The organism is Rhodococcus cercidiphylli (assembly GCF_033042225.1).
GTDB lineage: Bacteria > Actinomycetota > Actinomycetes > Mycobacteriales > Mycobacteriaceae > Rhodococcoides.
The window spans coordinates 531,625-547,340 of sequence record NZ_JAWLKE010000005.1 but is presented as its reverse complement, the minus strand read 5'-3'; the positions used below and the strand labels follow the sequence as shown (position 1 = coordinate 547,340).

The 15,716-nt window shown below is 65.0% G+C and carries 12 protein-coding genes; 6 read left to right on the top strand and 6 right to left on the bottom strand.

All coding sequences use genetic code 11. The annotated features are described in order from the left end of the window. Nucleotides 1–381 precede the first annotated feature (381 nt). Nucleotides 382–1,971 carry an adenylate/guanylate cyclase domain-containing protein gene (locus tag R3P95_RS15755; RefSeq protein ID WP_317548768.1) on the bottom strand — a complete coding sequence of 530 codons (1,590 nt, stop codon included), beginning with the start codon at nt 1,969–1,971 and terminating at the stop codon, nt 382–384. Between the two features lie 42 nt (nt 1,972–2,013). Here R3P95_RS15755 and nucS point away from each other — a divergent pair, with 42 nt between their 5' ends. Beyond that, nucleotides 2,014–2,685 (top strand): endonuclease NucS, encoded by a 672-nt coding sequence (nucS, locus tag R3P95_RS15750; protein ID WP_269595881.1) that lies wholly within the window; start codon nt 2,014–2,016, stop codon nt 2,683–2,685. A gap of 41 nt (nt 2,686–2,726) precedes the next feature. Continuing rightward, complete coding sequence (locus R3P95_RS15745; protein ID WP_149406336.1) at nt 2,727–3,044, top strand: ATP/GTP-binding protein; 318 nt, start codon at nt 2,727–2,729, stop codon at nt 3,042–3,044. 30 nt (nt 3,045–3,074) lie between these two features. Here the strand turns inward: R3P95_RS15745 and R3P95_RS15740 are convergent, their stop codons facing one another. Both R3P95_RS15740 and mce read right to left on the bottom strand, forming a co-directional pair. Continuing rightward, the gene (locus tag R3P95_RS15740) at nt 3,075–4,025 is read right to left on the bottom strand and encodes a coiled-coil domain-containing protein (RefSeq protein WP_269595880.1); all 951 of its coding nucleotides are present in this window, start codon (nt 4,023–4,025) and stop codon (nt 3,075–3,077) included. 59 nt (nt 4,026–4,084) lie between these two features. Then, nucleotides 4,085–4,567 (bottom strand): methylmalonyl-CoA epimerase, encoded by a 483-nt coding sequence (gene mce / locus R3P95_RS15735; protein ID WP_394855427.1) that lies wholly within the window; start codon nt 4,565–4,567, stop codon nt 4,085–4,087. A gap of 105 nt (nt 4,568–4,672) precedes the next feature. Between mce and R3P95_RS15730 the strand changes: the two genes are divergently transcribed. The 3 genes from R3P95_RS15730 to R3P95_RS15720 all read left to right on the top strand — a co-directional run bounded on the left by R3P95_RS15730 (nt 4,673) and on the right by R3P95_RS15720 (nt 7,306). Continuing rightward, nucleotides 4,673–5,863, top strand: coding sequence for an acetyl-CoA C-acetyltransferase (locus tag R3P95_RS15730; protein WP_317548765.1), 1,191 nt, complete (start codon nt 4,673–4,675; stop codon nt 5,861–5,863). Between the two features lie 69 nt (nt 5,864–5,932). Beyond that, entirely contained in the window at nt 5,933–6,304 is a 372-nt protein-coding gene (locus R3P95_RS15725; RefSeq protein WP_188078681.1) for a DUF3817 domain-containing protein, read from the top strand. 114 nt (nt 6,305–6,418) lie between these two features. Then, nucleotides 6,419–7,306 carry a tetratricopeptide repeat protein gene (locus R3P95_RS15720; RefSeq protein ID WP_068050416.1) on the top strand — a complete coding sequence of 296 codons (888 nt, stop codon included), beginning with the start codon at nt 6,419–6,421 and terminating at the stop codon, nt 7,304–7,306. A 9-nt stretch (nt 7,307–7,315) separates the two neighbouring features. On the opposite strand, the gene R3P95_RS15715 is transcribed toward R3P95_RS15720, so the two are convergent. The 3 genes from R3P95_RS15715 to R3P95_RS15705 are packed head-to-tail and all read right to left on the bottom strand — an operon-like array spanning nt 7,316 to nt 12,984. Continuing rightward, entirely contained in the window at nt 7,316–8,764 is a 1,449-nt protein-coding gene (locus R3P95_RS15715) for a neutral zinc metallopeptidase (RefSeq protein WP_317548764.1), read from the bottom strand. Further along, a complete protein-coding gene (glgB, locus tag R3P95_RS15710; protein WP_317548763.1) occupies nt 8,765–10,966 on the bottom strand; it encodes a 1,4-alpha-glucan branching protein GlgB in 2,202 nt (733 codons plus the stop codon). It lies immediately after the preceding gene. 11 nt (nt 10,967–10,977) lie between these two features. Beyond that, a complete protein-coding gene (locus tag R3P95_RS15705) occupies nt 10,978–12,984 on the bottom strand; it encodes an alpha-1,4-glucan--maltose-1-phosphate maltosyltransferase (RefSeq protein WP_149406329.1) in 2,007 nt (668 codons plus the stop codon). A gap of 205 nt (nt 12,985–13,189) precedes the next feature. Here R3P95_RS15705 and glgP point away from each other — a divergent pair, with 205 nt between their 5' ends. Beyond that, complete coding sequence (glgP, locus tag R3P95_RS15700; RefSeq protein ID WP_317548762.1) at nt 13,190–15,712, top strand: alpha-glucan family phosphorylase; 2,523 nt, start codon at nt 13,190–13,192, stop codon at nt 15,710–15,712. Nucleotides 15,713–15,716: the final 4 nt, after the last annotated feature.

Here is a 15,716-nt window from a genome sequence, read left to right as displayed (position 1 = left end):
TGTCGCAGGCAACCCAGACGCGTCGACCCGCACACCGCCGCCCCGAACTGCCCCGGAGCGTTGGCCCCGACACACACACGCGCGCGCGTTCGCTATCCGCGCGCGGAATCGCACCCCCACCACTCACCATTCCCCGCGCACCCGACGAACGCGCGCGCATTCGCGGCGAACGGGGGCGGGGCAGTCCCGTCTGTGTCTGAACTGGCGTTCCGGCAGACGACGCGACCGCGGACGCTCATAGGAGGTCAGACGCGCGCGCATTCGCCATCCGCGCGCACAATCGCGCCCCGACCGGTCACCAATTCCCGCGCACCCGACGAACGCGCGCGCACTTGCGGACGATGCTCAGGCGGCAGCAACTGCCATGACCTGCAATACAGGTCAGGCGTGCACGGGAACAGGCTCGTCGGCGGTGACTTTCACATCTTTCGGATTCGCGAGGACTGTTTCGACGGAGCGTCCACGAAGAGTCACCGAGTCACCGAATTCCCAGCGACCGGATTCCTCGTCTGCGGCACCGTCGACCGCCGTTTTGGAGGCCAGGATTGCCCCTGGAGCGTTCTTCGCCAGCTCGGAGAGGCGAGCAGCCTCGTTCACCGGGTCTCCGATCACGGTGTATTCGAATCGGGACTTCGCACCGACATTGCCGGCGACTGCGCGTCCCGCTGCGACACCCACAGCGGCACTGCATTCGGGCACTTCGACCAGCAGCCGTCGGGCAATTGCTCGTGCTGCTGCCAACGCCGAGCCGCAGTGGTCGGCAATTTCGTTGGGAGCTCCGAAGATGGCGAGCGCGGCGTCGCCCTCGAACTTGTTGATGAAACCGCCATGCTCGTCGACCTCGTCGACGACCACGGCGAAGAATCGATTGAGCAGATCGACGACTTCGGTGGGTGGTCGAGACGCCGCGAGCTCCGTCGATCCCACGAGGTCGATGAAGAACACTGCGATGTCGCGTTCCTGGCCCCCGAGTTCGCTGTCGGATTGCAGTGCTTTCTCGGCGACCTCGTGACCCACGTGCCTGCCGAACAGGTCGCGGATCTTTTCCCGATCACGCACTCCGTCGGCCATCCTGTTGAACCCGCTCTGTAGTTCACCGAGCTCGGTGCCGTCGTACACCGCGAGACGGACATCCATGTTGCCCTTCTCCACCTCGGCCATCCCCGCGCGCACATTGTTGATGGGTGATGTCGTCGCGAAACCTCCGAGGACGGTCAGCGCAAGGCCGAACACGATCGTGATCCCACCGAGGGAGAGGATGGAGACCGCGAGCTGAGTCGCTGTCGTTTCGGGATTGATGAAGCGGAAGATCGCGATGACCATCAAACCGCTGACCGGCACACCGGTGCCCAGCAGCCACGAGAGAATCGAGCGGCCCATGACTCCGGCAATACGAATCCGTCGAGGATCGCCGGCTTCGAGCGCCCGAGCCGCAATGGGGCGAAGCGCGAACTCACTGAGCAGGTAGCTGAACGCGCAGACGACGGTGCCGCCCGCGGCGATCGTGAACGCAACCTTGGGTATCGCCTGAGGATCGATGATGCCGTCGATCGTGGTCAACAGGACCAGCGCGCCTATCCATAGTGCTATCTGTATGCGCGTCAGGCGCCACGGCATGGCGAGAGTGGCGACCTGCTCGGATCGTGTGGGTTTCCGATCCTCGATACCCCACCGCAGGCTGCTCAGAGCGCTTGTGGTGCCCCAGACGACGCCGACCAGGAATGCGAGAAAGACGTACACCGGGACGACGATGAAGTTGACCCACCAGTAGCGATCCATTTTCAGGACGTCAGGGCCCGGAACGACGACGCTGATCAGAACGCCCACGATGACGGCACCGATCAAATTCGACAGAATCAAGAAGACAGTCAGCAGCAGCTGGATTCGGACCCGCCGTCGGCGAGGTGATTCGGAGGTGTCGCCGAGCAGTCGGGAGCCCAGCGGAGCGGCAGATCGTCTCAGTTGCGGCATGGTCGTCACAGACTATCGGGGCTCCTGCTTTAAGGTGGTCGAGTGCGTCTAGTTATTGCTCGTTGCCAAGTCGACTACGTCGGCCGCCTCACCGCACACCTCCCGTCCGCTCGCCGCCTGCTCCTCGTCAAGTCCGACGGATCGGTCAGCGTGCACGCTGACGACCGGGCCTACAAGCCCCTCAACTGGATGTCTCCGCCCTGCTGGATGGTCGAGACCACCGAGGACGAGACGATCAAGTGGATCGTCACCAACAAGGCCGGTGAGGAACTTCGCATCACCATCGACGACGTCGAACTCGACTCGAGTCACGAGTTGGGTATCGATCCCGGTTTGGTGAAAGACGGTGTGGAGGCTCACCTTCAGGAGTTGTTGGCCGAGCACGTCAGCACCTTGGGTGACGGTTACACGTTGGTGCGACGCGAATACATGACGGCCATCGGACCGGTGGATCTCCTGTGCCGCAACGCCGATGGCGGAACAGTGGCAGTGGAGATCAAGCGACGTGGTGAGATCGACGGCGTCGAACAGCTGACTCGGTATCTGGAGCTGCTCAACCGTGACCCGCTGCTGGCCCCGGTGAGCGGAGTCTTTGCTGCACAGGTCATCAAGCCGCAGGCGAAGACACTGGCCACCGACCGCGGCATTCGTTGTCTCACACTCGACTACGACGTCCTACGGGGAACCGACAGCACCGAGTTCCGTCTTTTCTGACGGCGGTCGGCGCGAATCGGCCCGTTCTCTACACTGGACGGGTGCCTCGTCGTAACCAACCCCGCCGACCGAATCGGAGCGGCCCGAGTGATCTCGCTCCGGCTACCGATTCCGTGCTGGGCGGCAACCGGATCGAGGTCGGTCCGGACGGTGACACGTACACGACACGAATGGTCCCGGGTGCGAAGGCCGTGAAGACCTATCGATGCCCCGGCTGCGATCACGAGGTGCGGCCGGGCGTCGCACATATCGTTGCGTGGCCGTCGGACGATTTCGGCGGTGCCGACAATCGCAGACACTGGCACACCGGGTGTTGGTCCGGCAGAAACACGCGAGGCCTCACCCGCAGGTGGTCGTAGCGGGGGAGGCCAGGCGCAGGACCGGCTGAATCAGGACTCCGAGTCGGCCGATTCCTTCTCGTCCTCGGCCTTCGCGGCAGCCTTCTCTTCTTCTTTCTTCAGGATGGCCGTCGGGTCGGGATTGTCGAGCAGTTCGCTCTCACGATTGACCGAGGCGAGCATCGCCGGAACCGAATCGAGCTGGCCGCGAATTCCGAGCAGCTGTGCCAGCACCCGACTGCGGAGCACACGCAGCTCCTCGGCCAGTTCTTTCGAGTGCGCGATCCGACGCTCGGCCTGCTCACTCGCGGACTGAAGCCGTCGGGCAGCCTCGGTGGTCGCCTCCTCGATGCGGCGGGCAGCGTCGGCCTTGCTCGACGCTTCGAGTTCCTCGAGAGCGGTGAGAACCTTGGTGCGGCGCTCGGCCATCGTGATCTCGAAGTCTTCCTGAACCTTGGCGCGCTTTGCCTCGGATTCGGCAGCCAACTTGTCGCGCTCGGCCTGCGCGGCCTCGACTACTCGAGCTGCCTCGGTGCGCGCCTGAGCCATGGTCTGCTGGTGTTCGGCTTCGAGTGCCGTTCGGCGCTCTTCGAGCTCGGCCACCAGTGACTCGTGCCGTCCGCGGAGTCGGGCACTCTCTTGCTGCGCAACGGAAATCATCTCCTCGGACTCCGAGTGCGCCTTCGCGCGGACCTCGGATGCCTCGTCCGAGGCCAGTCGCAGCATGCGTGAGATGCGATCGCTCATCCCCTCCGCCGTGGTGGGCGGAACCGACAGGCGATCGATGTCCTTGCGGAGTTCGTCGATCTCGTCGCGAGCGTCGTCGAGTTGCTTGGCCAGATCACGAGCCTGCGCGGCGGCCGCATCACGATCTGCGGTCGTCAAACGTAGTTCGGCGTCGAAGCGCTCGAAGTAGTTGGTGACTTCGTCGCGATCGAACCCCTTCCGAACGATGGAAAATGGAAGTTGCACCGTGGAAGTGCGCTCATGATCGATGGCCATGGCCGTCAATTTACCGGTGAGTCAAGTAGAGAGCCATACGGCTCGTTCACAGAGTTCGATCAGTGCGCGGCGGGGTTCGGTTCGACCAGTTCGATCAGTACGCCACCGGCGTCCTTGGGGTGGACGAAGTTGATCCGAGAATCGGCGGTGCCGCGGCGCGGGGCGTCGTACAGCAACCGAACGCCGCGAGCGCGCAGCTCGGTCGAGATCTCTTCGATGTCGGTGACGCGGTAGGCCAACTGCTGCAGTCCCGGGCCGTTGCGGCCGATGAACTTGGCGATGGTGGACGATTCGTCGATCGGCGCGAGCAACTGCAGTGCAGCGGACTTCTCGGTGGCTCCGGGGAAGGAGAGCATCGCCTCGCGAACGCCCTGCTCCTCGTTGATCTCCTCGTGCACTGCAACCATGCCGAGGTGGTCGGTGTACCAGGTGATGGCAGCGTCGAGATCGGGCACCGCGACACCCACATGATCGATAGCCGTCACCAGATCGGAGCGCAGCGGGGCTCCCGTGTAAGACTGCGTGCTGGAGGTCATGGCCATGACGTTAGCGCCAGCTGCGTTTCGGTGCTCCGCCCGGCCGGTATCGGTAGGGGGCGTCGGAGCGTTGATCTCGACAAGGCCGTCTTCATACTTTCGGAGGAAATCGTGACCACAACAGTCATCGTCGCCGGCGCTCGCACACCCGTGGGACGTTTTTCGGGTGCCCTCAAGGACTTCTCGGGATCGGATCTCGGCGGAATCGCCATCAAGGGTGCACTCGACAAGGCCGGTGTTGCGCCGGATCAGGTCGACTACGTCATCATGGGCCAGGTTCTCACCGCTGGTGCCGGTCAGATCCCTGCGCGGCAGGCTGCGGTTGCCGCTGGTATTCCGATGACCGTGCCTGCGCTGACGATCAACAAGGTCTGCCTGTCCGGAGTCGACGCCATCGCACTGGCCGACCAGCTGATCCGCGCCGGTGAATTCGAGATCGTCGTCGCAGGCGGTCAGGAGTCGATGACCCAGGCGCCGCACATGCTCGAGAAGTCGCGGGCCGGATTCAAGTACGGCGATGTCACCATGCGTGATCACCTCGCCTACGACGGTCTGTACGACATCTTCACCGATCAGGCCATGGGCGCGTTGACCGAGCAGCGGAACCAGAGCTCCGAGGCCATCAGCCGCGAGGAGCAGGACACCTTCGCTGCCGCGTCGCACCAGAAGGCCGCCACGGCCTGGAAGAACGGGGTATTCGACAACGAGGTCGTCCCGGTCTCGATCCCGCAGCGCAAGGGTGAGCCGATTCAGTTCACCGCAGACGAAGGCATTCGCGCCGACACCACAGTCGATTCCCTCGGCAAGCTTCGCCCTGCCTTCGACAAGGCCGGCACCGTCACTGCGGGATCCGCGTCGCAGATTTCCGACGGTGCCGCCGCCGTCGTGGTGATGAGCAAGGAGAAGGCCGAGTCGCTCGGTCTGACCTGGCTCGCCGAGATCGGTGCACACGGAGTGGTGGCCGGTCCCGACTCCACCTTGCAGTCGCAGCCCGCGCGCGCTATCGCCAAGGCGTGCGAAAAGGACGGCATCGACCCGAAGGACCTCGACGTCGTGGAGATCAACGAGGCGTTCGCAGCGGTCGGAATCGCGTCGACGCGCGAACTCGGCATCGATCCCGAGATCGTCAACGTCAACGGGGGAGCGATCTCGATCGGGCATCCCCTGGGCATGTCGGGAGCTCGCATCGCCTTGCATCTGGCTCTCGAGCTGCAGCGTCGCGGCGGCGGAGTGGGCGCTGCCGCACTGTGCGGCGGCGGTGGACAGGGCGACGCCCTCATCGTTCGAGTGCCGAAGCAGTAGGACTCGTAGTGGCTCTGGAGAAGAACTGAGACCAGAGCCACTACGCTCCGTCGTAGCAGACCGGGCACAATAGCTGGCATGACCAACTTCTTCGACCTGAGCAGCACGGCCAAACGTTTTCGTTTCATCGCCGTGCTCGAAGCGTTTACCTGGCTCGGACTGCTGATCGGAATGGCGTTCAAGTACATCCCCGCCGACGGCAACGAAATCGGCGTGAAGATCTTCGGACCGATCCACGGCGGCGTGTTCGTCGTGTACCTGGCCGTTGCCGTGTTGACGGCGATCAAGCTCAAGTGGGACGTCAAGGCGACCTTGCTCGCTCTCGTCGCGGCATTCCCCCCGTTCGGCACCGTGATCTTCGAGATCTGGGCCGCGCGCACCGGCCGTCTCGCCGAGTTGAGCACCGGCCGGCCCGCCGCCGACACCAAGGTTCTGTCCTGACCGACCGGCACCGCCCACCAGTGGATGACGCATCGCGTTAGTGACAAACTGTAGGGCGTGACTCGACCCGGTTCCCGTCCTCCCGTCCGCCCGTCATCCGTCGTTCCCGCATCCATTGCCGGTGCCGTCGACCTGTCCGTTCTCAAGGACCGTCCGGCACCTGCACCTGCAGCCGAGCCCGCAGGCGACGCGGGAGGACTGGCACCGATCGTGGACGTGACCGCGGCGACGTTCGAGGCCGAGGTTCTGCAGCGGTCCACGCAGGTACCGGTGATCGTCGACCTGGGTTCGGCGCGTTCGCCGCAGTCCCAGGCGTTGACGCGTCAGCTCGGGCAGCTGGCCGTGGAAGCCGCGGGTACGTGGGTGCTCGCGCGGGTCGACGTGGACTCCAATCCGCAGATCGCCCAGGCCTTCGGCGTACAGGCCATTCCGACGGTGGTTGCCGTCGCAGCGGGCCAGCCCCTCGCTGATTTCCAGGGCACCCAGTCGGACGAGCAGTTGCGTCAGTGGCTACAAGCCGTCGAGCAGGCGACTGCAGGAAAGCTCACCGGGCCTCCCGGGGCGGCTGCTGCCGAACCGGAACCCGAGATCGAGGATCCGCGGATCGTTGCAGCCGAAGAGGCCATCGACGAGGGCGATTTCGACAAGGCGGAAGCCGCCTACCAGGCGATCATCGACGCCGAACCGAAGAACACCGAGGCGGTTGCTGCACTGCGTCAGGTCAAGTTCCTCGCGCGGGTGCAGAACCTGGCACCGGACGCGATTGCACTCGCCGACGCCGACGCCGGAAACGTACAGGCTCGGATCGATGCAGCGGACGCCGAAATGGCCGGTCAGCAACCGGAGCAGGCCTTCGCTCGTCTGATCGACGGAATCAAGATCAGTGCAGGCGACGACCGCACTGCACTGCGCACTCGACTGCTCGAGCTGTTCGAGCTGTTCGACTCGGCCGATCCGCTGGTGGTCTCCGCGCGGCGCAAGCTCGCGTCCGCTCTGTACTGACAGCAGGACTCAGCTGTAACGCGCGTCGCACAGTTCCCTTCCGCCGAGAACTCCCGAACGGAACGCGTCGACTCGGGAGAACCCCGACGGCAGCGTCGTACCGTTGACGTCGCTGGCTGCGAGGCCGTCGCTGAGCAGTCCGGACACGGCTTCGTCGAGATCGCCTGGGGAAAGAAAGACTTCGAGGCCGGTGTCACCGTTCTCGGCGCTCATCGCCGAGGTGATGACCCCGGACAGGCATGCCGAACGCAGAGCGGTCTGCGGGTCGTCGAGGGTCTGGCCGGCTTCCTTCTGCACCGCGAGGGTGTAGCGCGAGGCGAACAGCACGTAGGCGCTGTAGTCACCGGAGACGTTGAGCGGCAATATGTCTCCGCGCTGCGGGGTCTCGGGCTGGCCGACTTCGGCCAGGGCGTCGACGTCGACGCCGATGGTGTTGGTCGAGGGGCAGTACGACACCGGCGCTGTGGCTTCGGCGTCGGCGCATCCGACGTCCGATCCGGTGTAGTCGACGGCCGGGGGATCTGCGACGGGCAGCACCTGCTCGAAGGATCGAGTGAAGGCGTCGAGGGAGTCCTCGGTGACCGGTAGTTCACCCGAGTCGTCGGGATCGTCGAATTTCTGCGGCAACGATGCTCGACGCGAGTCGATCTCGGCCTCGTCGATGCTCGTGCATGCCCCGGCACCGTCGGTGAAGCCGATCTGCACTGCGGTGACGCGCTCGAAGGCAGAGCCGTGCACCGATTCCGGATCGTTGGGATCGACGTCGCGCACGGCGACGGTTGCGGCGAGGACGCCGTTCAGTCCGTCCGAGGTGTTGATGGTGAAGTGCGGCGCATCGCCCTCGGCGACGTGGCGGATGAAGGCACCTGCGAAACAGTCGGCCTGTTGTTCGGCAACGATGGTCGGGGTGTCGTCGCCGACGAGCCCCGACTGGTGCTGAATGGCATGGCCGTATTCGTGGGCGATGACCATCACCACCGACATCGGTCCGAACGCGTCGACCAGAGCCGGGAGCAGGATGGTCCTGTCCCAGCCGATCGAGTCGTCACGGGTGCAGTACGCAGCGTTGGGAATACCGCCGGTTCGGTCTCCGCAGAATCTGATGCCCGATCCCTCGTCCTCGGACGCGTCCCACGAGACGACCTTCGAGACCGGGGTGAACGTACCCTTGAACAAGCTGGAGTACTGCTCGGCCCAGAACTGCTGGATGTCGTCGATCGCGTTCGTGGCGAGGATGTCCGAGTCGGTGCCCTCGGCGTTCTCCACGGTGATGGTCGAATCGGGGGCATCGGGCCGGGGCCCGCTGGGCCCGCTCGTCACCGGGAGTCCGGCAACGGTGAACGGGTTCTCGTAGATCGATACGGCGTTTCCGCTGACGGTCTGCGCGCACGAGGTCAACAGAATCAGCCCTGCAGTGGCGGCCGCGGCCAGTAGTCGGGGTGTGCGGCCGCCACTCATCTATCGCTCCAGTTTTATCCAGATCGCCCCGTTGGCGGGTAGGGCGACCTGGCCTGATGCCGGTCGACCGTGCCACGAGTGCGATGTTGCCGTCACTTCACCCAGGTTGCCCACACCGGAGCCGCCGTACTCCGTTGCGTCGGTGTTGAGGATCTCTGTCCAACGGCCGGGTTCCGGTAGTCCCACACGATAGCTGCCGTGCTCGGTACCGGAGAAGTTGAAAATACACGCGATGACCGAACCGTCGGATCCGTACCGCAGAAAGCTCAGCACGTTGTTCTCGGTGTCGTTGGCGTCGATCCACGAGTATCCACTCGGCGAGGTGTCGAGCGTCCACAGTGCGGGGTGGGACTTGTACGTCGAGTTCAGATCGGACACAAGGGCTTTGACGCCGTTGTGCAGAGGTTCTTCGTCGATCTGATACCAGTCGAGTCCGCGTTCCTCGGACCACTCACGGGTCTGCCCGAACTCCTGTCCCATGAACAGCAGTTGCTTGCCGGGGTGCGCCCACATGTAGGCGAGCATGCCGCGCAGGCCGGCTGCCTTGGCGTAATCGTCGCCGGGCATCCGAGTCCACAGCGTGCCCTTGCCGTGCACCACCTCGTCGTGGCTGATGGGGAGCAGGTAGTTCTCGCTCCACGCATAGACCAGAGAGAAGGTGATCTCGTGGTGGTGGTAGCTGCGATGGATGGGATCACGCCCGAGGAAGCCCAGGGTGTCGTGCATCCAGCCCATGTTCCACTTCATGTTGAACCCGAGTCCGCCGACGTTCGTCGGCCGGGTGACGCCGGGCCACGCCGTCGATTCCTCGGCCACGGTGACGACACCGCGGTGCTTCTTGTGCACCGTCGCGTTCATCTCCTGCAGGAAGGTCACGGCCTCGAGGTTCTCGCGGCCACCGTAGATGTTCGGCGACCAGCCGCCCTCGGGGCGGGAGTAGTCCAGGTACAGCATCGACGCCACGGCGTCGACGCGCAGTCCGTCGATGTGGAATTCGTCGATCCAGTACAGAGCGTTCGCGACCAGGAAGTTGCGTACCTCGCGTCGACCGAAGTCGAACACCAAAGTGCCCCAGTCGAGTTGCTCGCCGCGCTGCGGGTCGCCGTGCTCGTAGAGCGGGCCGCCGTCGAACCGAGCCAGGGCCCATTCGTCCTTGGGGAAGTGGGCGGGAACCCAGTCGACAATCACGCCGATTCCGGCGCTGTGGAGGTGGTCGACGAAGTAGCGGAAATCGTCGGGACTGCCGAAGCGCGAAGTCGGTGCGTAGTACGAGGTCACCTGGTAGCCCCAGGACCCACCGAACGGATGCTCGGCGACCGGGAGCAGCTCCACGTGGGTGAAGCCGGTTTCGGTGATGTACTCGGCCAACTGCTCGGCCAGCTCGCGGTACCCCAGACCCGGTCGCCAGGACGCCAGGTGGATCTCGTAGACGCTCATCGGTGCCTGCGTCGGCTCGATGCCGGCCCTGGTGTCGAGCCAGGACTCGTCGTTCCAGGTGTACGAGGACTCGGTGACGACCGAGGCCGTCGACGGTGGGATCTCGGTGGCGAAGGCCATCGGGTCGGCCTTGTCCTTGATCGAACCGTCGGCACCGTGGACGCGGAACTTGTACAGCGCGCCCGGTGCGATGTCGGGAGCGAAGAGCTCCCACACGCCGGTCGAGCCGAGTACGCGCATCGGCCAGCTTCGACCGGTCCAGCCGTCGAAATCGCCGACCAGAGTGACGCCCTGGGCTGCGGGAGCCCAGACCGCGAACGAGGTACCGGTGACGGGGCCGTCGGGTGTCGCGTACGACTGTTGGTGCGCGCCCAGAATGTCCCACAGCCGCTCGTGCCTGCCCTCGCCGAACAGGTGCAGATCGAGCTCGCCGAGAGTGGGCAGGAACCGGTATCCGTCGGCGGATTCGGAGACGTGTCCACCGGGCCAGGTCACCACGAGGCGGTAGTCGATCAGGTCCTCGAACGGAATCAGAGCCGAGAAGAGTCCGTGGGCGACGTGGGTCAGTTCGTGGTCGACGCCACCGACGCGGGCGACGACCTTCTCGGCATCGGGCTTGAGGGCGCGGATCGCGGTTCCACCGGCCACCGGATGGGCTCCGAGAACGGAATGCGGGTTGTAGTGCCGCCCTGCAGCGATGAGTTCGAGATCGTTGTCGGACGGGGCTGCGACGGTGTCTTCGGGCGTCGTCGGATTCTCGGTCACGTTGAATCCACTCACTTTCGGTTGCCGCGGTAGGCCAGTTCGATACGAGCCGGGTACGGGATGTGGGGGAGCGTGAAGATGTGCGCCACCGACGTCCAGGGCTCGAGCCGGACGAAATTGGTGTGGCCCCAGTCGTAATGGACTCCGCTCACTTCGTCCTTGATCGTGAGGGTGTCCTGCCAGTCGTGGCCGAGGGCAGGCATGTCCAGGTGGATCGTGCCTTCTTCGGCTCCGAAGGGATTGAGGTTGATCACCACCAGGATCGAATCACCGGTCTGCGGGTCGAACTTGGAGTACCCGATCAGCGCCTCGTTGTCGATGGTGTGGAAGTGGATGTTGCGGAGCTGCTGCAGCGCCGGATGCGCCCGCCGGATTGCGTTCAGCGTGGTGATCCAGGGCTCGAGCGACTCGCCGCGGGCCAGCGCACCCTCGAAGTCGCGTGGACGCAACTGGTACTTCTCCGAGTCCAGGTACTCCTCGCTGCCTTCTCGCACGGCCTGGTGCTCGAACAGCTCGTAGCCGGAGTAGACGCCCCAGGTGGGGGCCATCGTCGCCGCGAGAGCTGCTCGGAGAGCGAACATTCCGGGCCCGCCGTGCTGCAGACTCTCGTGCAGGATGTCCGGAGTGTTGACGAACAGGTTCGGACGCGCGTCGTCGGCGCGTCGGGCATGTTCCTCGGCGAACTCGGTCAGCTCCCACTTCGCGGTACGCCAGGTGAAGTACGTGTACGACTGCGTGAAGCCGCGCTGCGCCAGTCCGTACATGCGCACCGGGCGGGTGAACGCCTCGGCGAGGAACAGCACGTCCGGGTCGGTCTTCTTGACCTCGGCGATGAGCCATTCCCAGAAGTCCGGCGGCTTGGTGTGTGGGTTGTCGACTCGGAAGACCTTGACTCCCAGCGAGATCCAGTATCGGACCACGCGCAGCACCTCTTCGTAGATGCCGCGTCGGTCGTTGTCGAAGTTGACCGGGTAGATGTCCTGGTACTTCTTCGGAGGGTTCTCGGCGTAGGCGATCGTGCCGTCCGGCAGCACGGTGAACCACTCGGAATGTGTTGCAGCCCAGGGATGGTCGGGAGCGGCCTGAAGGGCGAGATCGAGTGCCACTTCGAGGTTGTGTTCGTGTGCAGCGGCGACGAACGCGCGGAAGTCGTCCTCGGTGCCCAGTTCGGGGTGGATCGCGTCGTGTCCGCCGTCCTTGGAGCCGATGGCCCACGGCGACCCGACGTCCTCCGGTCCCGGGGTCAACGTGTTGTTCGGGCCCTTGCGGTTGATGGTGCCGATGGGGTGGATCGGCGGCAGGTAGACGATGTCGAATCCCATCCGCTCGATGCGGGGCAACTGCTCGATCGACGTCGCGAACGTGCCGTGCCGCGGAGTGCCGTCCTCGTTCCATCCGCCGGTCGACCGCGGGAAGAACTCGTACCAGGCACCGTTGAGTGCGAGATTGCGATCGACCCACACGTTGACCGCGCGCGATCGAGTCACCAGTTCGCGCAGCGGGTGTACGAACAACAACTCGGCGACCGACGATGCGAACGCGGAGGAGACCCGGGCAGGCAGCGGGCGGTCGGTGTCGCGCAGCGCGGCGGCGACATCGGCCAGCATCTGCCTGCTCTCGGCAGGAACACCGGTGGCAGCCCGCAGGAACAGCCGTGCGCCGATCTCGAGATCGTTCGCGAGTTCGTGGGCACTCTGGCCCACTCCGAGCTTGGCTTCGACGGCATGGCGCCAGGTGCTGATCGGATCGCTCCACGCTTCGATGCGGCAGATCCAGTAACCCGGCCGAGAGGGGACGAACACCGCGTCGAACGTGTCGGGTTCGCGGCCCGGTGTCATCGGGATGCGTTCGAGTTTGCCTCCCGGTCCGCGCACCGACAGTGTCGCGGCCACCGCGTCGTGACCCTCGCGCCAGACGTCGGCGGAGACTGGAAACGTCTCGCCCACCACCGCTTTCGCGGGGTACTTCCCGGTCGTCGTATCTGGAAGGACATTGTCGATACCAAGTCGACCTGTCACTTCACACTCCATTCTTCGCTAGAGGTATGGCTGCGCGGGCGCAACCTCTGATCGAACCGATCTCGGTGTGCTTCTACTCGTCAACCGTAGTGCAGCAATGCAGATGGCGCGTGCGCCGACGCATACTGCCCGCGACGGACACCGTGGAGCAGATTTCGTGCAAGCCGCCCATCGACACAGGTGTCCGTGGGTAGGGTTCGATCCTGTGAAAGCTTTGCGCCGATTCACCGTCCGAGCCCATCTTCCCGCCCGCTTGAATGCCCTCGCCGAGCTCTCGACAAACCTCAGGTGGTCGTGGCACTCGTCGACGCAGGATCTGTTCGAGCACATCGATCCACTGTTGTGGACTGAACTCAAGCGCGATCCCGTCGCCGTACTGGGAGCCGTCGCACCGGCGCGTCTCGAGGAACTCGCGGCCGACGAGCGCTTTCTGACCGAGCTGGACGCCGCCGAAGCGGATCTGCACGACTACCTCGCCCGTCCGCTCTGGTACCAGAACGAACTGGCCGAGGGACGTGCTCTGCCGTCGGGCATCGGGTATTTCTCGATGGAGTTCGGCGTCACCGAAGTGTTGCCGAATTACTCCGGTGGGCTCGGAATCCTGGCCGGCGACCACCTCAAGGCGGCCTCCGACCTGGGGTTGCCGTTGATCGGTGTCGGGTTGCTTTACCGCTCGGGGTACTTTCGCCAGTCGCTGACGGCCGACGGTTGGCAGGCCGAACGCTATCCGTCCCTCGACCCGCACGGTCTGCCGCTGCGGTTGCTCACCGACGACGGCGACTCTCCGGTGCTGATCCACGTGTCCATGCCCGGATCTCGGGTTCTGCGGGCACGGGTGTGGATTGCCCAGGTGGGACGTGTCCCGCTGCTGCTGCTCGATTCCGACATCGCCGACAACGACCCCGAGCTCAGAGGAGTCACCGACCGGTTGTACGGCGGCGACCAGGACCACCGCATCAAGCAGGAGATACTCGCCGGTATCGGCGGAGTTCGAGCGATCCGGGCCTACACCCGTGCACACGGACTGCCCGATCCCGAGGTGTTCCACATGAACGAGGGCCACGCCGGCTTCCTCGGCGTCGAACGCATCCGCGAACTCGTCACCTCGGGAACCCTGGACTTCGACGCGGCTCTGGCTGCGGTGCGAGCCGGCACCGTCTTCACCACTCACACTCCTGTCCCCGCCGGAATCGACCGGTTTCCGGCCGATCTGGTGCGGCACTACTTCGGAAGTGCGGACGGGGGCGCGGAGTCGGCGCTGCTGCCGGGTCTGCCGATGGACCGAATCCTCGCCCTCGGCGGCGAGAGCGACGCCTCGGTGTTCAACATGGCGCACATGGGGCTGCGTCTGGGACAACGCGCCAACGGGGTGTCGAAGCTGCACGGAATCGTCAGCCGCGAGATGTTCAACGACCTGTGGCGAGGATTCGACGCCTCCGAGGTGCCGATCGGGTCGGTCACCAACGGCGTGCACGCTCCGACGTGGTCTGCCCGGGAATGGGCGCTGGAGGGGGAGCTGTCCTCGGACCGCGTGTGGTCCACGCGCAACACCCTTCGCGCGCAACTGGTGGACGAGGTGCGGCGTCGGGTGCGGCGCTCGGCGCTCGAACGCGGCTCCACCGAGGCCGAGATCAGTTGGACAGCAAACGTTTTCGATCCCAACGTACTCACCGTCGGGTTTGCTCGACGGGTACCGACGTACAAGCGGCTGACGCTCATGCTGCGCGAACCCGAGCGACTGCGCGCCATGTTGCTGGACCCGGTTCGTCCGGTCCAGCTGGTGGTCGCGGGCAAATCGCACCCCGCCGACGACGGCGGAAAGGCGCTCATCCAGCAGATCGTCAGGTTCGCCGATCAGGCCGACGTACGGCACCGCATCGTGTTCCTGCCCGACTACGACATGTCCATGGCTCGATTCCTGTACTGGGGATGCGATGTGTGGCTGAACAATCCGCTGCGCCCGCTCGAAGCGTGCGGTACCTCGGGCATGAAGTCCGCGCTCAACGGCGGCTTGAACCTGTCGATTCGCGACGGGTGGTGGGACGAGATGTACGACGGGGAGAACGGCTGGGCCATCCCGACGGCCGACGGCGTCACCGACGACAATCGCCGTGACGATCTGGAGGCCGCCGCGCTCTACGAACTGCTCGAACAGGCAGTACTGCCGAAGTTCTACGACCGCGGGGACGACGGCGTGCCGAGCCGCTGGATCGAAATGGTGCGGCACACCCTCGAGCAGCTGGGGCCGAAAGTGCTGGCGTCGAGAATGGTTCAGGACTACACACTCGGCTACTACGCGCCCGCAGCCGAATCCGCCCGCGCGGCCTCGGCGGAGAACCACCGCGGTGCCACGGACGTCGCGTCGTACCGCCGCCGCGTCGAACAGGCATGGGGCGCAGTGAAAGTCACCCGCGTCGACAGTGAAGGTCTGCCGGACACGCCGGTGATCGGTGCGGAGCTCTCACTGCGCGCGAACGTCGATCTCGGTGGACTGGACGCGTCGGACGTCGTGGTGCAGGCGGTCGTGGGACGCGTCGACGAGGACGAGAACCTCACCGACATTCGCACGACGGCCATGACGCACGTGGGAACCGACGGCGGCGAGCACGTGTACGCGGGCGAGACGCGGCTACCGCACAGCGGCACGGTGGGATACACAGTGCGGGTGCTTCCTCATCACCGCGGTCTGGCCTCCGATGCCGAGCTCGGTTTGGTGGCGACTGCCTGAGGGG

Coding starts and splice junctions, on each gene's coding strand:
- R3P95_RS15755 (WP_317548768.1), bottom strand. CDS start 1,971: ATGCCGCAACTGAGACGATCTGCCGCTCCGCTGGGCTCCCGACTGCTC.
- R3P95_RS15740 (WP_269595880.1), bottom strand. CDS start 4,025: ATGGCCATCGATCATGAGCGCACTTCCACGGTGCAACTTCCATTTTCC.
- mce (WP_394855427.1), bottom strand. CDS start 4,567: ATGGCCATGACCTCCAGCACGCAGTCTTACACGGGAGCCCCGCTGCGC.
- R3P95_RS15715 (WP_317548764.1), bottom strand. CDS start 8,764: ATGAGTGGCGGCCGCACACCCCGACTACTGGCCGCGGCCGCCACTGCA.